Below are 22,000 nucleotides of genomic sequence, written 5' to 3'. Positions count from 1 at the left end.
TATTTGAATTCTGAAGCAGCTAGACGCTGTGCAGACACAAAGAGTATCCGCTAGATGAAAGTCACCATTAATGACGTCGCCAAATATGCCGGCGTCTCCATAAAAACGGTTTCACGGGTCACAAATAACGAGCCTTCGGTTCGTCAGGCGACGATTGATAAAGTGAATCAGGCGATTGCCGCACTTAATTACCAGCCTAATGTCGCTGCCCGTAATCTAGCCGGCACAAAATCCTATGTGATCGCCTTTGTCTACGACAACCCCAATGCCTACTATGTCATTGATATGCAAAATGGTATTTTGTCTTCCTGTAAGCAAAGAGGCTATGAGCTACTCATCCATCCCTGCGATGCTAAGTCAGATAATATCTGCCAGGAGCTGGTCGATATGGTGCGCCATGCCAGGCTGTCAGGCTTGGTATTAACCCCGCCTCTATCGGAAGACCCAAAAGTCTTGGCGGCCCTGGATCAGATTAACGCCAATTATGTACGCATTATTGCAGGTGAAGAGGTGAGCCCAACCGATGGCTTAGCGATCCTGGTCAACGATAAACATGGCGCGGTTTCCATCACCCAGCACCTTATCGATCTCGGCCATAAAAATATCGCCTTTCTGAGCGGTGACCACCAACACGAATCCACCAAGGAACGTCTTGCCGGTTTTAAGGCCGCCTTACAAAGCAATAATCTATCCCTTGACGAGTCCAACATCATCAATGGTCAGTATTCTTTTGAATCGGGTGTTGAAGGCGCTAAAACACTGCTGGCTAAAGCCAATCAACCTACGGCCATAGTCGCCTGTAACGATGAAATTGCCGCGGGGGCTCTCTTCGCTGCCAGATTAGCAGGGGTAGCAATACCCGAGGAACTCTCTATCGTGGGTTTCGAGGATAGCCCCTTCTCGAGACAGACCTGGCCTAAGCTAACCACAGTCCATCAGCCAAATAAGTTGATAGCGCAGACGGCAACCGAGTTACTTATCGAGAATCAGGGCAACAAGCAGAGTGAGACGACTCATCAGGTCTTCATTCCCGAGCCGGTACTGAGAGACTCATCGGCAAGCCCAAAGGCCTAGGAATCGGCATCAAACTTTGATTAATGATTATCTACAGACAATAAAAAACCGCTGATATCTCAGCGGTTTTTTTATAACTTTAGACCTAAACGGCTTCTTCGTTCTCTTCACCGGTACGAATTCGAATCACACGTTCGACTTCGGTAACAAATATCTTACCGTCACCTATCTTACCCGTTCTCGCAGTATCAACGATGACTTCGAGCGCCTGATCTAGCTGCTCATCTTGAATAACCAGCTCAATTTTTACCTTAGGCAGGAAATCCACCATATACTCGGCGCCGCGGTAGAGCTCCGTGTGCCCTTTCTGGCGTCCAAAACCTTTGACTTCAGAAACCGTCATGCCGGTAATACCGATCTCCGCCAGAGATTCGCGTACATCATCTAACTTAAACGGCTTAATAATGGCCTCGACCTTCTTCATCAAACGCTCCCTAAAATTCTGCTAACCCAATTCGACAAAACCTAAGTTTATTAGGCACTAGCTTATCACGTCCATCCAAACCACCAAAGATGATTATATCGAGAGATAAAATGATTCAATATTCATAGAGCAGAACAATATATACCCATCGCCTAAAGTTGAGCCAACTCTTCTATACTCAATGAACTCGCCCCAGAAACGAGTTCAGGTCATTGCAGGAAGCATAGACTACATACAGCAAGGATTAGCCATGAAACATCATAATGGATTTACACTCATTGAATTAATGGTCACACTCGCCGTTGCGACCATACTCCTCTCGGTTGGCCTACCAAGTCTTACAGATCTCTATCAGGCTTACCGAGCCGACGCCGCGATAAAGATGATTCAACAGACACTACAGTTTGCCAGAAATACTGCCATCAACTACGGGCTTAGGGTAACGGTTTGCCCAATAAAAGATAACCAATGTACCAATGACTGGCACCTAGGCCTGGGTGTATTTACCGACTCGGGGACCAGCAACCAGCTCGATGGCACAGACAAATTGCTGATGCAAACAGGTTCATTTGATAGCGGTGACTTTGTCTACTACAACCGAGCCTCTGCTCGTTTTCAGCCTGATGGGCTCGCATCAGGCAGCAACGGAACCTTAAGGTACTGCCCAGGCTCGGCCAACAGTCCTTATTCCAAAGCTGTTATCGTCAATCAAGCCGGTAGGATACGCTTTTCAAAGGAGAAAAATATTAGCTGTAACCAATAACAGATTCAAAGCTAACGACTCACGCCAATTTTAAACAAGCCGACAAATTATTGGCATTAAAAAGAATAGCTTATATATACTGAAATCCTAAAACTTCTCGCTTATACTAGTGTTAAGTGAATAGAGGATTTTACTCATGATGAAGAATAAAAATGGGTTCACACTGGTTGAACTCATGGTGACTATTGCAGTTGCAGCCATACTATTGGCTATTGGCGTTCCTGCTCTAACAACAGTTTATGAACAAGTTCGAGTAAACAATAACGTAGAAAAAATCAATAATATCCTCGCCTTTGCCCGAAACCAGGCCATCAGCTATGGCGCAGTAGTTAATGTATGTGCGTATGCATCTGAAACATCTTGCGGTACAGATTGGGGAAAGGGTATTCGAATTTATGTAGCGACAGGAAATAAAACACTACGTGTCATTGATAGCTTTAACAATAATGACGCCGTTTCTGGTCCCGAAACTGAGGTGACGTTTTCTTCAGAAGGGCTATCCCCTTCCAATGGAACCTTTATTTATTGTCCAAGTGGTAAAGCAAACTCCTCTAAAAGCGTTACTGTAAGTTCAAGTGGATTAATAACCTACGGCACAAATAATCAAGCTTGCTCTTAAACTGCATATGTAAAAGCCCATACCTAAATTAATATGGGCTTTTACTTAAAACTTTATCAAGCTTATCAGAGACTTGCACCTTATCCTAAACACCTATCTCAAAGTGCGCTTGTCTAGCGCTTTAGCTTGCTTACTGCTGAACTCTTCATTTAAAGGCACACACTCTTCAACGCTCTTGATAAAATACTTTTTACCTTTACTATCAGTTAATTGTTTCCCTGGCAAACTGGCAACTCTTAATTTAACATCCTTATCATTCCAGCGATAAAAAACGACTTGGTCGCCCTTTTTAGCGCTATTAATAAAGCACTTATAATCCTTCTTAGCCGCAAATGCCGAACTGGCGACACTTGATAGTACGATGCATAATACGCAAACTATTAATTTATTCATTTCCAACACTCCGCTGAAGGCCCTTTAACACCTGCAGATGTCATAGTAATGGTTCCACATGTCGAGTCTCTGCTAGCCTGTGCACCTTGTGCTGTTGCAGTAATAGTAAACGAGCTAGTACCGGATGAAGCCACACTATAATGCCCATGTTCGGTTACAAATGGACTCGCTCCCAATCCGAGCTTCGTCATATCCGTCGCATAGGCACGATTATCAAGATAATACTGCTCCTGCAAATTAGCGACTCGCATTACCGCTGCTACCCCTTCAGAGCGGCCACTCTTAGTCACATAATTGATATATGAAGGATAGGCTATTGCCGCCAATATTCCGACAATAGCAACGGTTATCATTAACTCAATTAGGGTAAACCCAAGTAGTGAACTTTTCTTCATTAAAACGCTACTCATCTATGTGGTAATAAATTTTGTTTGTGTTCAAGCCCGATTCAATATCTACAGTCCCTGAGCAATTCTCACCTTTTTCATCACATTTTCCTCGACCAATGATAAGAACTGCATCGGGATTATCGGGATCATTTGGGTCATCCGATTTTGGTGGAGTTATAATTTTGGGTGGCTGAGGGATACAGTTGTCACACACATCAATGACATACTCTTCTGAATACCTTCCCCCCTTATGCAGATCTAATGTATACAATTTCCCTACAGATTGGAGAGAACATGAATTTGGATCTGGCGCTGGGCCTGTTGGCGTAAACGAAGTGAAATATACTTTACCGCTAATGATCACTGACGGTGACAAACTTTTCTCACCAGCTCCTGCAAAATCATAATACCAACCTCTTTTCGCGCCAAAGGCGATATTTTCACTCTCAGTGGAAGGAGCTCCAGACGTAATGTTGTAAAGATTATCTGGATAGCTCAGCGGAGCTGGTACTGCGGTCCCACCTACACCAAACTGCTGTGTAATCACATTCCTATCTTGAAAAACAAAAAACATATCGTCTGTGGCGGTACCCAATGGATTGGCTCGGTTACCAGAACCTAAAGTCACCGCATCATAAGGAACATTCTGATAAGCCACTGTTGTCGTTGTACCAGATTCGTCTGTGACAGTGACTTTTGATGTATTGGTAAAATAAGTTTGTGCGACAGTAGGTTCATAAAAAAACCTCCTATCATTATTACTTAGTGCACCACCAGCTTTTGCAAATTTAAACCCACTCCAAGTAGCTTTGTCCTCTGAAGGCATGTCAATACGCCACACATTTCCACCAAGATCTGCCGCGTACAACCTGTCTGTTACACCATCGCTGTTGCTGTCTAATGTTGCTATTGAACCAACTATAGAATCTTCAATGTTAGGTAGCGATGTATTACCTGACGCGCCGAAAGAATGAATAAGTTGGCCATTCGCAGCATTTACAATATACACCATCCTTCCCGAAGCATTTTTGCCTCCGCCGCTGTCATAGCCAGCGTTATATCCGCCGCCAAAAATAATCACGGGTCCGTCAAAACCAGGGATCCTTGTCACGACCGGAGTTGACCATGTCTGTCCTAAATCTTCAAAGCCTACGGTTGTATTGGATATTTGCCACTTCAGACTAGGGACATCGCCTTTAACGTCCAATGCATAATAAGTTTGACCACCTCTGCGTAAACCAAAAAACAACCAAGCTTCGTCTATCGTCGCACCATTTCTTTGTACATAAGCTACAGGCGAACCATCCACCCCATAAACACTGTGGCCTGCGGAATAATCATTTCGCCTAATAACACTAATATTTGGCAGCAATTCATATGGCATAAAAGCCCAACTTTCGGATACTGCGTTACCAGTATCTTTAAATGCATGCATAAGACCATGATTAGTACCCACAAAAATCATAGTATGGTCACCGTAATCAATAGCCAAAGGCTGAGAATGCAGCGGATCTCCCATGATGTCAGCTCTAACACCATTGATGTCAATCGAGGTGTACTCTTCTACCTCTCCAGTATCTTTGTAAGAAGCAACGTCAACATTCCACCCTTGGATCCATTTAAACGCCCTAGTCAATTCATCATCTAAATTCTCAGTGGGTACCCCCATATAAGTCGCTAGATTGCTTTCCCCACCGGCAACCGAAGAAAACATACTAATAGTGGTATCGATCTCGATGTAAGATCCGTTAGGCAGAGGGCCGGCAAACTGCATTAAGCCACCTAAATCACTATAAAGACGTCGTTCTCTAGGGATGATGCTTCGTGCAGCTCCCCCTGCGGCAACGATATTGCCGCCATCAACGGGCTTGCCTTCATCATCGGTATATCCACTTTTATCACCGTTGGTACTGCAATCACTCCATATAGTACAAGCCGTACTAGCAATACTCCCCGATGAATCAATTGCTGGGTTCCCATTAGCATCAACTAACCCTCCGCTAGAGTTAACTTTTAACTTCTTAAGATTACCTGTCCATTTAGGACTTTGCGAAGGTTCAAAAAGGGCATAATAAGCGGCATCTAAAGTTCGGGTAGGATCTGCACTACTAAACGCTACACCTGGGGCTGAAAAACGCTGCCCTGTGCTATCAATCTCGCCAATGAGTTTAGTAATCGCTTCAATCAACTGAACTGTATTATCAGCCCTAGAATAAGTGCCTCTAAGTCCATTTTTTGGATCATTTGAACGTCTGGCCGTTTCTTTAAGCAAAGGCTCTGCCGCTTCTTCATCCTCACCCAAGCTAAAGCCAATGGTATGGGTTATAACACGTTGAAAACCATCTGCTGGAGACATATCGTTATTAAACATATACTCAGCTAATGCTGGCAGATAACTCTCTTTAGCGGGTTGGTCTCCCTCTGCGGGGCGATAAGTAAATGGCGTACCACCTACGGCAATAATTAAATTATCAGCTGATTTATCTAATACTGGCGCCCCGTCAGTAATGTAGATGATATGTGCGAGGCGATTACACTTTGATAACGGCGAAATATAATTTCCACCGCTTTCAATACTGGTATCATACATTGGCTGATTAGCATCATATTTAATATTGATGCCGTCACTGTTGCCGTTATAATCACTATCTGAATGACCAAAATGTATTGCGCCACCACTAAAATAACGGTAAGCCTCATATAAGGTTTCGCATAATGGGGTGTTGGTTTCTGCTGGTAGGTTAGTAATGGTATTAATTAACGCTTCCTTTTCAGAAGCCGTACGTTGTTTTATCCCTGCAACAATTCGCCCACCATCGCTGTCGCCCTCATTTGGAAAATTCAAATTAAATACGGCCAAACCGAAATCTACAGATGGAACCGTACTTATCACACTCGAGATGGCATTTTTAGCAATAGCTAAGCGAGTTTGATCTGGGAAATCAGAATTACTTCCTTCCGCAACATCTTTCTGGTAATGACGATACCAACGTAAATAGTTAGCTGAATAAAGCGTAACTAACTCACCTGTATTGAAACCACTGACACCAGGAGTTTCTCCCCAAGGAAAATATACTGCATTATTTCCATTACCTTCCTTTTTGCTGTCTACAGGGTAGCCAGTGTCAAATGATGTTATACTATTATTGTTATCAGTTCTTTTTGCAGGAATATCTTCCCAACAATCAACAGGATTATTTTGATCTTTGCCCGAGTTATTCTTTATCGGTTGCCAGGTGCCTTTACCATTTCCACTGGTAATGTACTCTCGAATATAACCGGTAAATCGTCCGTATTTATTTAACGCCTCTCTAGCAACAGAACATCCATTAAGCAAATCATTAAATCTATTGGTTTCTGAAGGGCTATCAGGAATACCTAAACCCGCTTCATCAATACCAACACCGATAGCAAAATAAACCATGCCATCATCATAGGAGTTAGCGCTATCTAATGGCTCGTATGGATTATCTGGATCATTAACGTACCCTCCCGGCAAACCTTCAACAATGGTGTCCATACTTCCTGAGTTATCGAAAATTATCAGCACTTGGGGCCGTACATTATTTTCCGCTGGATTAAGATAAAGATCAGTATCATCCGCAAAGGACTGAACAGGCAAAGCCAATGCTGTCACTAGGCTTGCAAAGATAATTTTATTAAACTTCATGACCCGCTCCCACTGAGCACTTCCTGCTCAATACCTGTAACAACCAAAACTTGCCCTAGATTATCTCGACCAAAACTAACCTGACTCGAGATTTCAATCCGGCGACATTTAAATAGATCCGTTCCACTAGCTGCAGCACTTCTCTGACAAGACACATTTTTAGGCTGCACAACTAAACTCCCCCCAACATTTACTAATGGTAAAGGAGTCAATATCTGCTTACCTCCAGAAAAAGAATTCTGATTATCAATCGCAGTCATGGTTGCCAAAAATGCAGGTGTTTTATTTAAAAGCACCGCTGCGACACCACCATCGGCCAATGCCTTTGCTTCAATGCGCTCGGCCCCAGCGCCCGCCATTCTTAATGACTGAGTAGAATTTACCGCCAGCGCTACCCCTATTACAGTCATAAGAATCAGAACGATTAGTGAAAAAAATAGCACAATACCCTTCTGTTTTCTCATCTAAAACCTCTACTAATTCCTAATCAATACTGGGTTTTCAAGCATGACAGTCGTCGACATCACTTTTCGCCTAAAATGCTTCTGGTCTTCCAAAATGGTTATAGTTTTATCACCCAACTGATATTGAGTATCATTAGTATAGCTAGGATCTTGATCCACCGAACGAACCAGCAAAAACACTTTTAATGCCACGATCCGTTGAAATGATTGGTTATCCCACATAACGGTATTCACACTACCTACGGGTACGTATCGGTTAGGGATATCATCACCATCATCATCAACCCCGTACAAAATCCTTAAGTTTTCTATTCCTTCAACGAGTTGCTCCTCGTTATTCATTCCGTTTGCAACGGAAAGTGTTCTTCTTCTTAAAACAGGAACTGTTCCATCATTTTTTACAAAATAGATATGATGTTGATATTCCCAAAATCGACTATTTGTGAGCACCGGAGTGACTTGATTTCCGGTAAAAAAAATCGCCTGGCTTGAGGTCGTTGCAACATAATGACTAGACCCATTATTTGGAACTAACGTATTAGGCCCAACCAAACGCTTAATTTGCAATACATCTGTATTCTCATTCACCCCGGTAAGACAACTAAAGCTTGTTCCACTAACACCAGCTTCATAGCCCCAAACCCGCCTAAAATGCGATGCGGTACCATTAGGAAGAGTCGCATTATTGACTCCCCCACCAATACAGTCGTTCGGTACGGCAGCAGAAGATATCGTAGTATTAGTTCCCACGATAAAATCTGTTCCTGTCATATCCCCCATGAAGGCAAGTTGACTGATATCTCGCTCCATAATAGCTAGAGCTATGCGACCATTCTCTTGCAACTGATTAAACTGACTTGTAGTCGTCACGTTAGAGGATGACATGCTAAACATAGTGAAAATGCCTGCCGATAAAAACAGACTAATAACGAGTGCTACCATCAACTCAACGAGAGACATCCCTGACTGATTGCGCATAATTAAAATCTTCATCCCGTTTAAATCACCGTTTGAACTGAATAGAGTCGTCGATTTTTGGTTGTTGAACCACAATCAGAAGTAGCGGAAGCAATTTTAGTTTCACGAATGCCCTTCCATGCCATAGTGACTGTCACGTCATTTCCTTCAACTACAATACAAGCAGTAGGCGTATCCAACCCTCCAACATTCTGAGTACCGACCTTCTCGGCTGTACCAAAAAATAATGTTTGCCACTCATAGAGATCCCAGGCTGTCATCTCAGAAGGTGAGCAAATCGTAACACCTTTGCATTCTTTACCAACACTGCTAGGCAAATTACTGTATTCACCCTCATAGTTATCAATTTCACTAGGATTCAATCGCATACGATTGATAATATCGTTGGCGTAGTAGGAAGCCTGGGTCTGTTGAAAAGACTCGAAGCTGCCTCGCTTAGAAACAACGTGTAGATTAAATATGCCGATCAGGCCAATAACAAGAATGACGAGCGAAACCATCACCTCTATTAGGGAAAACCCTTTCCCACGTTTTACCATGATGTCAAATCTCCGATATTAGCCATACTTTTGACAGTCGTTTCAGTCGTTTAGTCTTTTAAAATCTGAAAGTTAGCATAACTTTAAACTATACTAGTTAATCATAGATTAGTCGAATGTTACTCGCTAGTAATATTAGGTCTAAAAAGGAAATTCGATATGCCAAGGGTAATTTTTAGGCAACAAAAAAGGAGGCTTTAGCCTCCTTTTCTCATCAAAACAGTAAGATACCTAGCGTAGTTCAGCCGGTACGGCAAATACGGTATCTTCTTTACGCCCTTCCACTTCGGTGATCACGCTAGGTGCCAACTTGGCGATAGCATCGATAACCTGTTGTACCAACACCTCCGGCGCCGATGCGCCAGCGGTAACGGCAACCTTCTCGATATCGTTAAACCACTCAGGTTTAATGTCGTCGGCATTATCCACAAGATAAGACTGTGTGCCCTTCTTAATGGCCAGTTCCATCAAACGATTCGAGTTGGAGCTGTTCTTAGAACCCACCACAATGAAGAGGTCGACGTCATCGGCGACGTTACGCACCGCATCTTGTCGGTTCTGGGTCGCGTAGCAGATATCGTCCTTACGTGGTCCCTGGATTGACGGGAAACGCTTCTGCAAAGCCGCTATCACGTCTGCAGTATCGTCCATAGACAGAGTCGTCTGCGTCACGAAGCAGAGGTTTTCCGGGTCTTTCACCACTAAGGCTTCAACATCGGCCGGCGACTCCACCAACAACACGCCGCCCTCAGGGTTGTCGTATTGTCCCATGGTGCCTTCAACCTCTGGATGGCCCGCATGGCCGATAAGGATGCATTCAATACCCTTACGGCTGGCACGAGTGACCTGCAGATGCACCTTGGTCACCAATGGGCAGGTGGCATCGAATACTCGCAGGCCACGTTTTTTCGCCTCGGCACGAACCGCCTGGGATACACCGTGAGCACTGAAGATCACTATGCTGTCGTCCGGCACTTGGTCTAGTTCGTCAACAAATACCGCGCCCCGGTCTTTCAGGTTTTGCACAACATATCGATTATGCACCACTTCATGACGTACATATATTGGCGGCGAGAACAGTTCGAGCGCCCTCTCGACAATGCTGATGGCCCGATCGACACCGGCACAAAAACCTCGCGGATTGGCCAGTTTAATCTGCAGACTTTGAGGAGGTTGCGTCATGATTAGAGCTCCTGAACCACTTCCAATTCAAATGTCACCGCCCGTCCCGCCAATGGATGGTTAAGATCGACGGTTACCGAATCCCCTACTACCTCGCGGACGATACCTGGGATCTCACTGCCACCAGGACCGGCGAAACTGACGATTACGCCCGTTTCGAGCTGCATATCCGCAGGAAACTTACTCCTGTCCATATGGTGAATAGCATCCGGGTTTGACTCACCAAAGGCATCCGCAGCAGCCAGAGTAAAGCTATGCTTATCCCCTTGCTTCAGGCCCTTCAGCTCTGCTTCAAAAGCAGGACTCAAGGTTTGATCGCCTATGTTTAACTTGGCCGGTTTACCAGAGGCCTTAGTGCTATCTGCCGTCGAACCATCTTCCAGCAGGATATTCATATGGCACAATAATGATCGTGTAACTGTCACTTCTTACCCCTTTGCAACGTCTTCGCCATTTGGCTTACGCTCTGAAATAAACGAATCCAAGATGATGAGTCCGGCTCCGACACAGATCGCCGAATCGGCAATGTTGAAGGCGGGGAAATGACTCGTCTTCCAATAGAAATCGAGGAAATCGACCACAAAGCCATGCTGCAATCTATCGATTAAATTCCCCAGCGCACCACCAATGACTAAGGTATAGGCCAGATTCAGTCGCCATAATCCTTTCGGTTGCTTACGCAGCCAGACGGTCAGCAAGGTACTAAAGCCGACGGCAACCAAGGTAAATAGCCAACGCTGCCACCCACCGGCATCATTTAGAAAACTAAAGGCGGCACCATAATTTCTCACATAGGTGAAATTAAAAAATGGCAATAAGTTGACTGACTCTCTCAGGTCAAAATTGGCTAGTACCCATTGTTTGGATAGTTGATCGGCGACGAACACCAATACAACTACCCAATACCAACGTAAGCCACTCTCTTTCCAGCTAGATGGCATTCGATTCCCTTATGCGAACTGGCGAACTTCGCCATCACCTTCGATATTGGTCACACAGCGTGTACACAGCAGTGGATGCGCTTCAACCTGACCCACATCTTCTCTGTGATGCCAGCAGCGATCGCACTTGGCCGCCTCTGTCTTAGCCACTAATAGCTTAAGACCAACCAGCTCTGTCTCAATCGCATCGTCACCGGCATTCGCCAACGGGGCAATCTGAGTATTAGAGGTCAACAGCACGAAGCGCAGCTCATCACCCAGCAGCGCCAGAGACTCTTTTAAGGCCTCATCGGCATAAAGAGTCACTTCGGCTTCTAACGAACCGCCGACACGCTGCTCGCGGCGCGCCTGCTCGATGGCCTTGTTCACCTCATCACGTACTGTGATGAGATTTGCCCAATAGTCGTCACTCAGGTCACTATCTAGGGTCACAGAGACCAGGCCTTCGAACCAAGTCTGAGTAAAGACAAACTCTTCACGTTCACCCGGCAGCGATTGCCATACCTCATCGGCGGTAAAGCTGAGGATAGGCGCAATCCAGCGCACCATGGCTTCGGCAATCAGGAACAGCGCGCTCTGACAGCTACGACGTGCCAGGCTGTCACGCTTAGCCGTGTACTGTCTGTCTTTGATGATATCCAGGTAGAAACTGCCAAGCTCAACAGAGCAAAACTGCATTAGCTTCTGGGTCACTAGGTGGAAGTTATATTGCTCGTAAGCCTCTAAGATCTCGGCCTGCAAGGCGGCAGCGCGGCGCACCACCCAGCGATCCAGCGCAACCATATCTTCGATGGCAACTGTGTCGTTTACTGGATCGAAACCATTCAGGTTAGCCAGCAGGAAACGCGCCGTGTTACGGATACGACGGTAGGCATCGGCGCTACGCTTAAGGATCTCATCGGATACTGTCATCTCACCGCTATAATCGGTCGCCGCTACCCAAAGACGCAGAATGTCGGCGCCCAGTTTGTTGGTGACTTGCAGCGGGGCGATCACGTTACCTATCGACTTTGACATCTTACGGCCCTGACCATCCACGGTGAATCCATGGGTCAATACCTGCTTGTAAGGCGCCTTGCCGTTCATGGCAGTCGAGATCATCAGTGATGACATGAACCAACCACGGTGCTGGTCGCTACCTTCCAGGTAGAGATCCACCGGATGACCATTGTATTCAGGACGCGCGGCAACCACAGATGAGAAGGTAGAGCCTGAGTCATACCATACATCTAAAGTGTCTGTGACCTTACGGTATTGGTCGGCTTCTTCGCCTAACAGCTCTGCGGCGTCGAGATCCCACCAGGCCTGAATGCCTTCTTGTTCGATGCGATGGGCAACGCGCTCCATCAGGGCAACGCTGTCAGGGTGCAACTCTTCGGTATCACGGTGCACGAACAGGGTGATAGGCACGCCCCAGGTACGTTGACGTGAGATACACCAATCTGGACGATTCTCGACCATCTTCTCGATACGGCTCTGACCCCAGTCAGGGATCCATTGCGTCTTCTCAATCTCGCTCAGCGACTGAGTACGTAAGCCTTTTTGGTCCATAGAGATGAACCACTGCGGCGTCGCGCGGAAGATGATGGGAGTCTTATGGCGCCAGCAATGTGGGTAGCTGTGACGATAAGCCACATGATTAAGCAGTGCGCCCTTCTCTTCGAGCAATGCCACCACATTATCGTTGGCTTTAAAGACATGTTGGCCGGCGAAGAACTCGGTATCTGGCTTGTAGACGCCGTTATCCCCTACAGGGTTAGCCACTTCCAGGCCATACTTTTGACCAATCACGAAGTCATCCTGACCGTGACCAGGCGCGGTGTGTACTACACCGGTACCCGAATCGACAGTAACGTGGTCGCCTATGATGACAGGCACATCAAAATCATAGAAAGGATGCTTAAAGCGTAGCAGTTCCAGCGCCTGACCTTTCACTGTGCCCAGCACACTGTGCGACTCGGCGCCGTAACGCTCGATGCAAGACTCAACCAGCTCCTGCGCCACAATAATCGCGCGCTTGCTGCCATCTTTAGTGAACTCAACCAGATCGTAATTGATATCACCGGCCATTGAGAGACCACGGTTAGCAGGCAGTGTCCATGGCGTTGTAGTCCAGATAACGGTCGCCACTTCGGCGTCAAATTGCTCCAGGCCGAATTTAGCCAGCACAGCCGCTTGATCGACCGCCACAAAGGCAACGTCAATTGCAGGTGAAGTCTTATCTTCATATTCAACTTCCGCTTCAGCCAGTGCAGAACCACAATCGGTACACCAGTGCACAGGCTTAACACCTTTGTGCAGGTGGCCATTGTCGATCACCTTAGCCAAAGAGCGAACTATGTTGGCTTCGGTGTCGAAGTTCATGGTGAGGTATGGGTTTTGCCAGTCACCCAGCACGCCAAGACGGATAAAGTCTTCACGCTGACCATCTACCTGAGCCGCGGCATATTCGCGACACTTTTGACGAAACTCGGCCGCTGACACCTTCTGGCCAGGCTTACCCACTTTCTGCTCGACCTTAAGCTCGATTGGCAGACCGTGACAGTCCCAGCCTGGAATATAAGGCGCGTCAAAACCCGACAGGGTCTTAGACTTAATAATAATGTCTTTAAGGATCTTATTTACTGAGTGACCAATATGAATGCTACCGTTAGCGTACGGTGGGCCATCATGCAGAATGAATGGCTTAGCACCTGTGCGGCTTTCACGAATCTTTTGGTACAGTTTCTTTTCTGTCCAAGATTTCAACATCTCTGGCTCACGTTGTGCCAGATTACCACGCATCGGAAACTCAGTTTCCGGCAAGTTTAAAGTAGATTTATAGTCGCTCATTGATCCTATACCGTTAATTTAGCTGATTGCTCTCAGCCTGCATCGCAGCCAAGCAGGGCCTTGGCCCTGTCAGCATCATCTTTAATTTGTAGCTTCAGCGCATCTAAAGACTTAAATGGCTGTTCATCCCTAATCTTTGCCACCAGTTCGACTTCGACGGTGCGACCATAAAGGTCTCCTTCAAAATCAAACAGATGGACTTCTAGCTGACAATTTTGTCCGTTGACCGTTGGCCTAAAGCCAACGTTGGCCACCCCTTCATAGATATCACTACCATCCCAATACAGCTTAACGGCAAAGACGCCCCTGACCGGAGACACCTTGCGTTTCAAGGCGATATTGGCAGTAGGAAAACCTATGGTGCGACCAATTTTCTCGCCATGGGCAACCTTGCCACTCAGGGCATATGGATGGCCTAGCAGGCGTCTGGCCTGCTCCAGGTTCCCTTTGGCGAGTAGCCCACGAATCTCGGTCGAGCTCACCCGTTTATCCCCTAGGATAAAGCTATGGGTATTGACCACGGCGAAACCATATTTTTCACCGGCGGCCTTTAACATCTCAAAATTACCGCGACGCTGCTTGCCAAAACAGAAGTCATCCCCCACCACCAGGTATTTCACCCCTAGCTGTTTTACCAGGAGATCCTCGATAAAGGCTTCGGCGGGCATGGCGGCAAACTTCTGATTAAAATTGACGCACAGCAGACGATCTATGCCCAGCTCATCGAGCAAGACGATCTTATCGCGCAGCAGACTCAGCCTAGCCGGGGCATTATCCCCCTTAAACAACTCTTGCGGCTGAGGTTCGAATGTCATGAGTGTTGCAGGAACCCCATGTTGCTTGGCTTTTTTTACAAGGGCAGCAATGACTTCGGCATGCCCACGATGCACGCCGTCAAAGTTCCCAATAGTCAGCACGCAACCCTGGTGTCTGGGTAAAATATTATGTATACCGCGGATCAGTTCCATTACATTCAATAACTAGCAAGCATAAGTTCGCGGATTATATACCAGCTGAGAAGGATAATCAGCAATCAAAAGCCAGCTTTCATCCTCCAGGGGCGAATTCCTAACAATAACATAGCTAGCAGATAGACCACAGCCCCTGCGCCAATCAAATAGGCCAGCTGAGTTGCCCTGCCCATAAATGAAAACGCTAACCAGGTATCAACGCCTGGCAACAACAGATAAAGCACGGCGATCATCAACGCAGCGGCAACCAAGGTTTTGCCCATAAACACAAAGGTCTGACGAGGAATTTGGTACACCCCCGCGCGATGCAGACCACGGTAAAGCAGACTTGCATTGAGCAGCGCCGATAACGAGGTGGCTATCGCCAAGCCCACATAACCGAATGGAAACACAAAAATCAGGTTAAACACCATGTTACTCACCATGGCGACTATGCCGTAACGCACAGGGGTTTTGGTATCCTGACGGGAGTAATAGCCCGGCGCCAACACCTTGATCAGCATGAAGCTCAGCAGCCCCGAGCCATAGGCCATTAAACTATAAGAGGCCATATCCACATCATCTAGTGTGAAGGCGCCGCGCATAAAGAGCACCATCAACATGGGCTTAGCCAAGACGATCAGGCCGCACATGGCTGGCACCCCCATCAGCAGAATCGCCTTGATCCCCCAATCCATCGTCTTGGCAAACCCATCCCCCTCGGCGTTAACATGCTTCTTCGACAGCGCCGGCAAGATAACGGTAGCAATCGCGATACCAAACAGACCTAAGGGGAATTCCAGCAGTCGATCTGAGTAGTAGAGCCAACTGATGGAGCCCGTCACCAAGAAACTGGCGATAAAGGTATCGAGCAGCAGATTGATCTGCGACACAGACACGCCAAACAGCGCGGGAAGCATCAGGGTGCGGATCTTAACGACGCCCGGGTGATGCCAGCCCCATGACGGCTTAACCAAGGCCTTCTCTCTAAATAGAAAAGGAATCTGAAACAGAAACTGGATCAGGCCACCGGCGAAGACGCCCCAGGCCAGGCCTATCTCCGGCTGATCGAGCTTAGGCGCCAGAAACAGCGCCGCACTGATGATGGCAACATTTAAAAACACCGGCGTGAAGGCAGATACCGCAAAGCGACCACGGGTGTTGAGTATCGAGCCAGCCAGGGCTGTAAAGGTAATAAACCAGAGGTAGGGGAAGGTGATCTTCAACATTAGTGATGCCAGCTCGAACTTCTGACCATTTGGCTCATCGTTTAGCCAGGCCAGGAACCAGCCGCCACCAAACAGTGCCGTTAATAGTGGCGAAGCGATCACCCCCACCAGAGTCACTAACGTCACCACCAGTCCAAGCGTACCGGCTACCTTGGCGAGCAACTCGCGAACCGCCTGGTCGTCATGTTTCTCTTGATATTCGGTCAAGACAGGCACGAAGGCCTGGGCGAAGGCGCCTTCGGCAAATAATCGGCGTAAAAAATTTGGGATCTTGTTGGCAAAAAAGAAGACGTCGGCGCTACTCCCTGCCCCCATTAAATTGGCGATAACCACGTCTCGCACTAAGCCTAAAACACGAGAAATCAGCGTCATAGCACTCACGATCATGCCTGACTTAAATAGTTTCTTGCTCAAAGTTCCCCCTGAAACGAGCACTACAGGTGTATCGAGCAAGTTAAAAAGTCGACTACCCCCTGTCACCAAGCAGCAAATACTGCTAGAATAGCGCACCATATTACACGAGTTAGGTTGAAGAACGCCAAGTCTGCTCTGATTAATTTATCTTTAGGATAAAGATCCGATCATTGTCATTGACAAACTGACGAAAAAAAGGCATATTCCTCGACCTTTAAAAATATCTAACCCTTTTAGGAGTTGCACCTTGGCTAATAGCAAGTCTGCAAAGAAGCGCGCGCTTCAATCTGAAAAACGTCGTCAGCACAACGCTAGCCGTCGTTCTATGCTACGTTCTTACGTTAAGAAAGTAATCGCTGCGATCAACACTGGCGATCACAAAGCGGCAACTGAAGCATTCAATGCTGCACAACCAATTGTTGACCGTATGGCGACTAAAGGTCTTATTCACAAGAATAAAGCTGCCCGTCATAAGGCTCGTCTAAACGCTAAGATCAAAGCACTAGCTGCTTAATCTTTTAGCGATATAAAAAAACCGGCTCAGGCCGGTTTTTTTGTGCCTGTCGTTCGAGCACCAATCAATCTCGCCACTTCACACAAACAGCATTCAAGCGGCATTAGTGTCACTCGAAAATTCACAAACACCCTATGCCAGCAAACTCCCAGAGCCAAAAAACAAAAAAGCTGACGGCCAGTAGCCCATCAGCTTTCTATCTGCGCTATTTTCAAGCCTTTTAGTGGCAATAGATAGTGTTAAGTAACTTAATAATTTCAGATACTTCCTTGCTTTTCAGCGAATAAAATACCGTTTGCGCTTCTTTTCGCGTTTCGACCAAATTGTCTTTACGAAGCCATGCTAAGTGTTGCGACAGCGCAGATTGGCTAAGCCCTAGCTTTTTATTCATCTCACCGACGCACATCTCACCTTCGCTCAACAAGTAGCATAAGATGAACAGCCGGCGTTCATTTGCTAAAGCCTTTAGCAATACAACAGCATTATCCGCTCGTTGCTGCATCAATTCTATATTCATTACGAGCAATTTCTCCTAAAACAAACCCCGGCACTAATATAGCGTTGACTTAAAGATATAGTCGGGACATAAAGCACACTTTTTGCTAGATTGTTTTCAAAAATGGGACATACGTAATAAAAATAAAGGAAACTCATGAAAAGCTCCCCTCTCATCCTCCTAACGACACTCTTTTTCGGCGGCCTATTTGCCTGTCAAAATGCGGCGGCAACAGACACAAATCAAAGTGTTAGTGCCAAGCTACAGCAGCTAGCACTCTCTTCAAGCCTGGCATATGATATTGTCGAATCACTCACGGTCGAAGTAGGCCCTAGACTCGCGGGCAGCGACAAAGACTTGGTCGCCGTAGAGTGGGCAGAGAAAAAGTTAGGCTCCCTAGGTTTTGATAAGGTCTATAAGGAAGCCGTTCAGGTGCCCGTATGGCAACGAGGCGAGGCCACGGCCAATATCGTCTCCCCTTACGCCCAACCTTTGGTGATCACCGCCCTAGGTGGCAGCGTCGGCACGCCGGAAGAAGGGATCAGCGCGCCAATCGTCCGCTTCGAGACCCTGGATGCCCTTAAACAAGCCGATCCGAGTCTGGTTGCAGGCAAGATTGTCTTTATCGACCACATCACCCCTAGATTCAAGACGGGTAAAGGCTATGGCATGACGGTTGGCGGACGCTCACGGGGCGCCATCGCCGCGTCTGAGAAAGGCGCACTCGCCATAGTGATCCGCTCCATCGGCACAGACCATGACAGAATGGCCCATACTGGCATGATGCGCTATCAAGAAGGGGTAGATAAGATCCCGGCTGCAGCCATGTCCAATCCCGATGCAGACTTGGTGACCCTGATGCTTAAGCGCGATCCCAATGTCGTGCTGCATCTTGAGATGAGCCCCAAGAACCTTGGCTACGCCACATCCTATAATGTAATTGCCGAGGTTACCGGCAGCAGCAAACCCGATGAGATAGTGCTTATCGGTGCGCACTTAGATTCATGGGATGAAGGTACTGGTGCCATCGATGACGGCGCAGGCGTGGCCATTGTGACCGCCGCAGGCCACTATATTGCTCAATTACCCAAAAAACCTGCTCGCACGGTACGTGTCGTCCTCTACGCCGCCGAAGAACTGGGGTTAATTGGCGGTAAGAGCTACGCCAAAGACCATCAAGCCGAGCTGGCGAAACATTATATTGCCGCCGAATCTGATTTTGGCGCCGGGCGTATCTATCAGATCGACTTTAACGTTGCCGATAAGGCCTTTGCCGCCATGCAGGCTCATACCGGCTCGATGCAGGATAATGGCATCGCCCCAGGCAACAACAAGGCCTCTGGTGGCCCTGACGTCTCCATGCTGCCAGGCTATGGCGTACCTGTGGCGTCGCTCAGACAAGATGGCAGTGACTATTTCGACTATCACCACACGCCAAACGATACCTTGGATAAAATTGATCCTGAGGCGCTGGCGCAAAATGCGGCCGCCTACGCCCAGTTTGCTTACCTCATGGCGCAATCTGAGATTGAACTAAGACCGCTAACTCCTAAGGCCAAATAATCAAAGCAAGGCTTGATAATCGGCCTCAGATGATAGCCAACGTAAGTTCATGGCCAACGTGAACTTATGGCCAACGAAAGTTAATTTGCCTTAAGACTAAAAAAGCAGCCTATGGCTGCTTTTTTATCGCGTTGACAGAGTCTTTCACTCTGCAAATCAGTTCTTAGCTTAGGCTTGCTCTTCTCGCAGGAACACAGGCTCATTAACGCTGGACTCCGCCTCACTGTAGTAATAGCCCGCGGTGTCAAACTTAAGCAGCTCTTCATAGCGGCTCACTTTGTTATCAAGCATGTAGCGCACCATCATGCCGCGGGCCTTCTTGGCGAAGAAACTAATCACCTTATACTGACCATTCTTCTTATCCTTAAAGATAGGCGTGATCACCTGTCCCTGGACCTGCTTTGGCTTCACCGATTTAAAGTACTCGTTTGATGCCAGGTTCACCAGGATATCATCGCCCTGCTCGGCCAGCGCCTTGTTGACCTCCTGAGTGACGATATCGCCCCAAAACTGATATAGGTTCGCCCCGCGGTCATTCGCCAGCTTAGTGCCCATCTCCAGACGGTAAGCCTGCATCAGGTCCAGAGGGCGCAGCAGGCCATAGAGGCCTGACAGGATACGCAGATGCTGCTGAGCGCGCGCTAGGCTCTCCTCAGACAGAGTATCGGCATCCAGCCCGGTATAGACATCGCCACGAAAGGCAAACAGCGCCTGCTTGGCATTGCCCAGATTAAAATCGCGATGCCACTCGGCGAAACGCGCGGCATTGAGTCCGGCTATTTTGTCGCTGACCTTCATCAAGGAGGCGATATCGGCTGGTGTTAGCTCTCGACACACCTTTATCAAGGCTTCACTGTGTTCGAGCAGTGCAGGCAAAGTAAAGGTTTGGGTACTTGCTGGCGTTTCATAATCCAGGGTTTTAGCCGGAGAGACTAAGATCAGCATAAATTATCCTTTGTTTCTAACATTAAGCGAGGTGACTATCATACTGACGCAGACAGTAAAAAACCACGCCCTTGGAGCGTGGTTTTTTAGATGGAACTAATAGAGAGGCGCGATTAACCCGCTTGGGCTAGACCTCGGGGACGGCAATCGACTTACCTTCCTCTTTCGCCAAGACGTCGGCACTGGGCTTACCCTTCCAGATCTTCTCATCCAGACCGTTAAGCTCAGGGAAATGCGCCGCATCGAAGGTCGGCACCTTACCGGCTTTTAGCTGCACTTCGTAATCTTTGATCACCGCAAAGGCCACCTTAGAGAGCATGACGATGGCGGCAATATTCACTAGCGCCATCAAGCCCATAGAGACATCGGCAAAGTTCCACACCAGTTGCAGAGAGGCCACAGAACCCGCCATCACCATGGCCAAAACCAAGGCGCGGAAAGTATAGAGCACCTTCTTGCTCTTACTCAGGAACAGGATATTACTCTCCGCATAGCTGTAGTTAGCGATGATCGAAGAGAAGCAGAAGAGAATGATAGCGAAGGCGACAAAATAAGCAGCCCAGCCACCCACCTCGTTGGTGAGCGCTAATTGCAACAGACCTATGCCCTTCTGCTCACCCGGCGCATCCAGTACGCCCGATAACAAGATGATCGCCGCGGTAGCGCTACAGATCACTATGGTATCGACAAACACGCCAATCATCTGCACGAAGCCCTGAGAGGCTGGATGGTTAGGATTTGGAGATGCTGACGCCGCAATATTGGCCGCACTGCCCATACCCGCTTCGTTAGAGAATAACCCTCTTGCGATACCCGCCATCATGGCGCCCATGGCGCCGCCGGCGGCTTCTTCCCAACCAAAGGCGCTCTTGACGATATAAGCCAGCGCCGCAGGCACCTGCTCAAGGTTCATCACCAGAACGATCAGGGCAATCGCCAGATAAGCCACCGCCATCACAGGCACGATAAGCTCAGAGGCCTTAGCCACTTTCTTCAGGCCGCCGCTGATGATATAAGCCGCAACAGCGACGATCACCAGACCCACCATAGTCTTATCTAACCCAAAGGCATTGTTGAGTGCATCAGTCATGGTATTGGCCTGGGCCGCATTGAAGGCGAAACCGAAGGCGATGATCAGTAAGACAGAGAACAGGGAACCCATCCAGCGTTTGCCTAGCCCTTGCTCCATATAATAGGCCGGGCCACCACGGTACTGACCGTCGCTGTCTTTAACCTTGTATACCTGAGCCAGGGTCGACTCGATGAAGGCGGTTGCCATCCCAAGCAGGGCGATGAGCCACATCCAGAACACGGCGCCGGCGCCACCGACTGTAATTGCCACCGCGACACCTGCCATGTTACCCGTGCCCACACGGGCCGCCATAGAGGTACAAAATACCTGGAACGACGAAATGCCATTGGTTTTTTCACGGCCTTGTAGCACTAACTTGCTACCATGACCAAACATACGTAATTGGATAAAGCCCAATCTCAATGTAAACAACACGCCCGCAGCGACCAGCACGTAAATCAACACACTGCCCCACAGCATGCCGTTTACCGCGTTGATAGTCGAATCGACTAAATTTAATACAGATTCAAACATAGAACTTCTATAACC

At 47.7% G+C, this 22,000-nt stretch carries 21 protein-coding genes; 5 read left to right on the top strand and 16 right to left on the bottom strand.

Annotated features, from left to right (window positions below):
- The first annotated feature begins 54 nt into the window (after positions 1-54).
- The gene (locus tag AYI87_RS08440; RefSeq protein ID WP_144201193.1) at positions 55-1,074 is read left to right on the top strand and encodes a LacI family DNA-binding transcriptional regulator; all 1,020 of its coding nucleotides are present in this window, start codon (positions 55-57) and stop codon (positions 1,072-1,074) included.
- Between the two features lie 85 nt (positions 1,075-1,159).
- Here the strand turns inward: AYI87_RS08440 and AYI87_RS08435 are convergent, their stop codons facing one another.
- A complete protein-coding gene (locus AYI87_RS08435) occupies positions 1,160-1,498 on the bottom strand; it encodes a P-II family nitrogen regulator (protein WP_011864914.1) in 339 nt (112 codons plus the stop codon).
- A gap of 250 nt (positions 1,499-1,748) precedes the next feature.
- On the opposite strand from AYI87_RS08435, the gene AYI87_RS08430 reads away from it, so the two are divergent.
- Positions 1,749-2,261 carry a GspH/FimT family pseudopilin gene (locus AYI87_RS08430; RefSeq protein ID WP_144201191.1) on the top strand — a complete coding sequence of 171 codons (513 nt, stop codon included), beginning with the start codon at positions 1,749-1,751 and terminating at the stop codon, positions 2,259-2,261.
- A gap of 136 nt (positions 2,262-2,397) precedes the next feature.
- Positions 2,398-2,880, top strand: a complete 483-nt coding sequence (locus AYI87_RS08425; RefSeq protein WP_144201189.1) for a GspH/FimT family pseudopilin — start codon at positions 2,398-2,400, stop codon at positions 2,878-2,880.
- A 93-nt stretch (positions 2,881-2,973) separates the two neighbouring features.
- On the opposite strand, the gene AYI87_RS08420 is transcribed toward AYI87_RS08425, so the two are convergent.
- The 12 genes from AYI87_RS08420 to murJ form a co-directional block, all read right to left on the bottom strand.
- The gene (locus tag AYI87_RS08420) at positions 2,974-3,273 is read right to left on the bottom strand and encodes a TapY2 family type IVa secretion system protein (protein ID WP_144201187.1); all 300 of its coding nucleotides are present in this window, start codon (positions 3,271-3,273) and stop codon (positions 2,974-2,976) included.
- On the bottom strand, positions 3,270-3,668 hold the full coding sequence (locus tag AYI87_RS08415) for a type IV pilin protein (protein WP_033539829.1): 399 nt from the start codon (positions 3,666-3,668) through the stop codon (positions 3,270-3,272). The genes AYI87_RS08420 and AYI87_RS08415 overlap by 4 nt, the downstream gene beginning before the upstream one ends.
- 7 nt (positions 3,669-3,675) lie before the next feature.
- Positions 3,676-7,332 (bottom strand): pilus assembly protein, encoded by a 3,657-nt coding sequence (locus tag AYI87_RS08410; protein WP_144201185.1) that lies wholly within the window; start codon positions 7,330-7,332, stop codon positions 3,676-3,678.
- Positions 7,329-7,796 carry a PilX N-terminal domain-containing pilus assembly protein gene (locus AYI87_RS08405; RefSeq protein ID WP_144201183.1) on the bottom strand — a complete coding sequence of 156 codons (468 nt, stop codon included), beginning with the start codon at positions 7,794-7,796 and terminating at the stop codon, positions 7,329-7,331. Before AYI87_RS08405 ends, AYI87_RS08410 begins: the two co-directional genes overlap by 4 nt.
- Positions 7,797-7,808: 12 nt before the next feature.
- A complete protein-coding gene (locus tag AYI87_RS08400) occupies positions 7,809-8,789 on the bottom strand; it encodes a PilW family protein (RefSeq protein ID WP_144201181.1) in 981 nt (326 codons plus the stop codon).
- Positions 8,790-8,794: 5 nt separating this feature from the next.
- The gene (gene pilV, locus AYI87_RS08395; protein ID WP_144201179.1) at positions 8,795-9,313 is read right to left on the bottom strand and encodes a type IV pilus modification protein PilV; all 519 of its coding nucleotides are present in this window, start codon (positions 9,311-9,313) and stop codon (positions 8,795-8,797) included.
- Positions 9,314-9,544: 231 nt separating this feature from the next.
- Positions 9,545-10,474, bottom strand: a complete 930-nt coding sequence (ispH, locus tag AYI87_RS08390) for a 4-hydroxy-3-methylbut-2-enyl diphosphate reductase (RefSeq protein ID WP_186300593.1) — start codon at positions 10,472-10,474, stop codon at positions 9,545-9,547.
- A gap of 23 nt (positions 10,475-10,497) precedes the next feature.
- Positions 10,498-10,920, bottom strand: a complete 423-nt coding sequence (gene fkpB / locus AYI87_RS08385) for an FKBP-type peptidyl-prolyl cis-trans isomerase (RefSeq protein ID WP_144201175.1) — start codon at positions 10,918-10,920, stop codon at positions 10,498-10,500.
- A gap of 3 nt (positions 10,921-10,923) precedes the next feature.
- Positions 10,924-11,436 (bottom strand): signal peptidase II, encoded by a 513-nt coding sequence (gene lspA, locus AYI87_RS08380; protein ID WP_144201173.1) that lies wholly within the window; start codon positions 11,434-11,436, stop codon positions 10,924-10,926.
- 9 nt (positions 11,437-11,445) lie between these two features.
- Positions 11,446-14,268, bottom strand: coding sequence for an isoleucine--tRNA ligase (gene ileS, locus AYI87_RS08375; RefSeq protein WP_144201171.1), 2,823 nt, complete (start codon positions 14,266-14,268; stop codon positions 11,446-11,448).
- A 32-nt stretch (positions 14,269-14,300) separates the two neighbouring features.
- Entirely contained in the window at positions 14,301-15,236 is a 936-nt protein-coding gene (gene ribF, locus AYI87_RS08370; protein ID WP_011864902.1) for a bifunctional riboflavin kinase/FAD synthetase, read from the bottom strand.
- Between the two features lie 65 nt (positions 15,237-15,301).
- Complete coding sequence (gene murJ, locus AYI87_RS08365) at positions 15,302-16,861, bottom strand: murein biosynthesis integral membrane protein MurJ (protein ID WP_144201170.1); 1,560 nt, start codon at positions 16,859-16,861, stop codon at positions 15,302-15,304.
- A gap of 247 nt (positions 16,862-17,108) precedes the next feature.
- Here murJ and rpsT point away from each other — a divergent pair, with 247 nt between their 5' ends.
- Positions 17,109-17,375, top strand: coding sequence for a 30S ribosomal protein S20 (rpsT, locus tag AYI87_RS08360; protein WP_011864900.1), 267 nt, complete (start codon positions 17,109-17,111; stop codon positions 17,373-17,375).
- A 220-nt stretch (positions 17,376-17,595) separates the two neighbouring features.
- Here the strand turns inward: rpsT and AYI87_RS08355 are convergent, their stop codons facing one another.
- Complete coding sequence (locus AYI87_RS08355) at positions 17,596-17,892, bottom strand: ArsR/SmtB family transcription factor (protein WP_011864899.1); 297 nt, start codon at positions 17,890-17,892, stop codon at positions 17,596-17,598.
- A 135-nt stretch (positions 17,893-18,027) separates the two neighbouring features.
- Between AYI87_RS08355 and AYI87_RS08350 the strand changes: the two genes are divergently transcribed.
- Complete coding sequence (locus tag AYI87_RS08350; RefSeq protein WP_144201168.1) at positions 18,028-19,434, top strand: M28 family peptidase; 1,407 nt, start codon at positions 18,028-18,030, stop codon at positions 19,432-19,434.
- 168 nt (positions 19,435-19,602) lie between these two features.
- On the opposite strand, the gene yaaA is transcribed toward AYI87_RS08350, so the two are convergent.
- Both yaaA and AYI87_RS08340 read right to left on the bottom strand, forming a co-directional pair.
- The gene (yaaA, locus tag AYI87_RS08345; protein WP_144201166.1) at positions 19,603-20,379 is read right to left on the bottom strand and encodes a peroxide stress protein YaaA; all 777 of its coding nucleotides are present in this window, start codon (positions 20,377-20,379) and stop codon (positions 19,603-19,605) included.
- Between the two features lie 127 nt (positions 20,380-20,506).
- Positions 20,507-21,985, bottom strand: coding sequence for an alanine/glycine:cation symporter family protein (locus tag AYI87_RS08340; protein ID WP_144201164.1), 1,479 nt, complete (start codon positions 21,983-21,985; stop codon positions 20,507-20,509).
- Positions 21,986-22,000 lie beyond the last annotated feature (15 nt).

Origin of the sequence: Shewanella sp. KCT, assembly GCF_007636505.1 — a bacterium.
In the GTDB taxonomy this organism is placed as follows: domain Bacteria; phylum Pseudomonadota; class Gammaproteobacteria; order Enterobacterales; family Shewanellaceae; genus Shewanella; species Shewanella halotolerans.
Note: the sequence above shows the minus strand (reverse complement) of the source record. Positions and strands in the feature narration are given on the sequence as shown.

What these genes read in the sequence shown, in the direction of transcription:
- AYI87_RS08420 (WP_144201187.1), bottom strand. Translation starts at nt 3,273, where the DNA reads ATGAATAAATTAATAGTTTGCGTATTATGCATCGTACTATCAAGTGTC.
- AYI87_RS08415 (WP_033539829.1), bottom strand. Translation starts at nt 3,668, where the DNA reads ATGAAGAAAAGTTCACTACTTGGGTTTACCCTAATTGAGTTAATGATA.
- AYI87_RS08430 (WP_144201191.1), top strand. Translation starts at nt 1,749, where the DNA reads ATGAAACATCATAATGGATTTACACTCATTGAATTAATGGTCACACTC.
- lspA (WP_144201173.1), bottom strand. Translation starts at nt 11,436, where the DNA reads ATGCCATCTAGCTGGAAAGAGAGTGGCTTACGTTGGTATTGGGTAGTT.
- ileS (WP_144201171.1), bottom strand. Translation starts at nt 14,268, where the DNA reads ATGAGCGACTATAAATCTACTTTAAACTTGCCGGAAACTGAGTTTCCG.
- AYI87_RS08400 (WP_144201181.1), bottom strand. Translation starts at nt 8,789, where the DNA reads ATGAAGATTTTAATTATGCGCAATCAGTCAGGGATGTCTCTCGTTGAG.
- AYI87_RS08350 (WP_144201168.1), top strand. Translation starts at nt 18,028, where the DNA reads ATGAAAAGCTCCCCTCTCATCCTCCTAACGACACTCTTTTTCGGCGGC.
- AYI87_RS08405 (WP_144201183.1), bottom strand. Translation starts at nt 7,796, where the DNA reads ATGAGAAAACAGAAGGGTATTGTGCTATTTTTTTCACTAATCGTTCTG.
- AYI87_RS08440 (WP_144201193.1), top strand. Translation starts at nt 55, where the DNA reads ATGAAAGTCACCATTAATGACGTCGCCAAATATGCCGGCGTCTCCATA.
- yaaA (WP_144201166.1), bottom strand. Translation starts at nt 20,379, where the DNA reads ATGCTGATCTTAGTCTCTCCGGCTAAAACCCTGGATTATGAAACGCCA.
- AYI87_RS08355 (WP_011864899.1), bottom strand. Translation starts at nt 17,892, where the DNA reads ATGAATATAGAATTGATGCAGCAACGAGCGGATAATGCTGTTGTATTG.
- AYI87_RS08435 (WP_011864914.1), bottom strand. Translation starts at nt 1,498, where the DNA reads ATGAAGAAGGTCGAGGCCATTATTAAGCCGTTTAAGTTAGATGATGTA.
- ribF (WP_011864902.1), bottom strand. Translation starts at nt 15,236, where the DNA reads ATGGAACTGATCCGCGGTATACATAATATTTTACCCAGACACCAGGGT.
- AYI87_RS08410 (WP_144201185.1), bottom strand. Translation starts at nt 7,332, where the DNA reads ATGAAGTTTAATAAAATTATCTTTGCAAGCCTAGTGACAGCATTGGCT.
- pilV (WP_144201179.1), bottom strand. Translation starts at nt 9,313, where the DNA reads ATGGTAAAACGTGGGAAAGGGTTTTCCCTAATAGAGGTGATGGTTTCG.
- AYI87_RS08340 (WP_144201164.1), bottom strand. Translation starts at nt 21,985, where the DNA reads ATGTTTGAATCTGTATTAAATTTAGTCGATTCGACTATCAACGCGGTA.
- AYI87_RS08425 (WP_144201189.1), top strand. Translation starts at nt 2,398, where the DNA reads ATGATGAAGAATAAAAATGGGTTCACACTGGTTGAACTCATGGTGACT.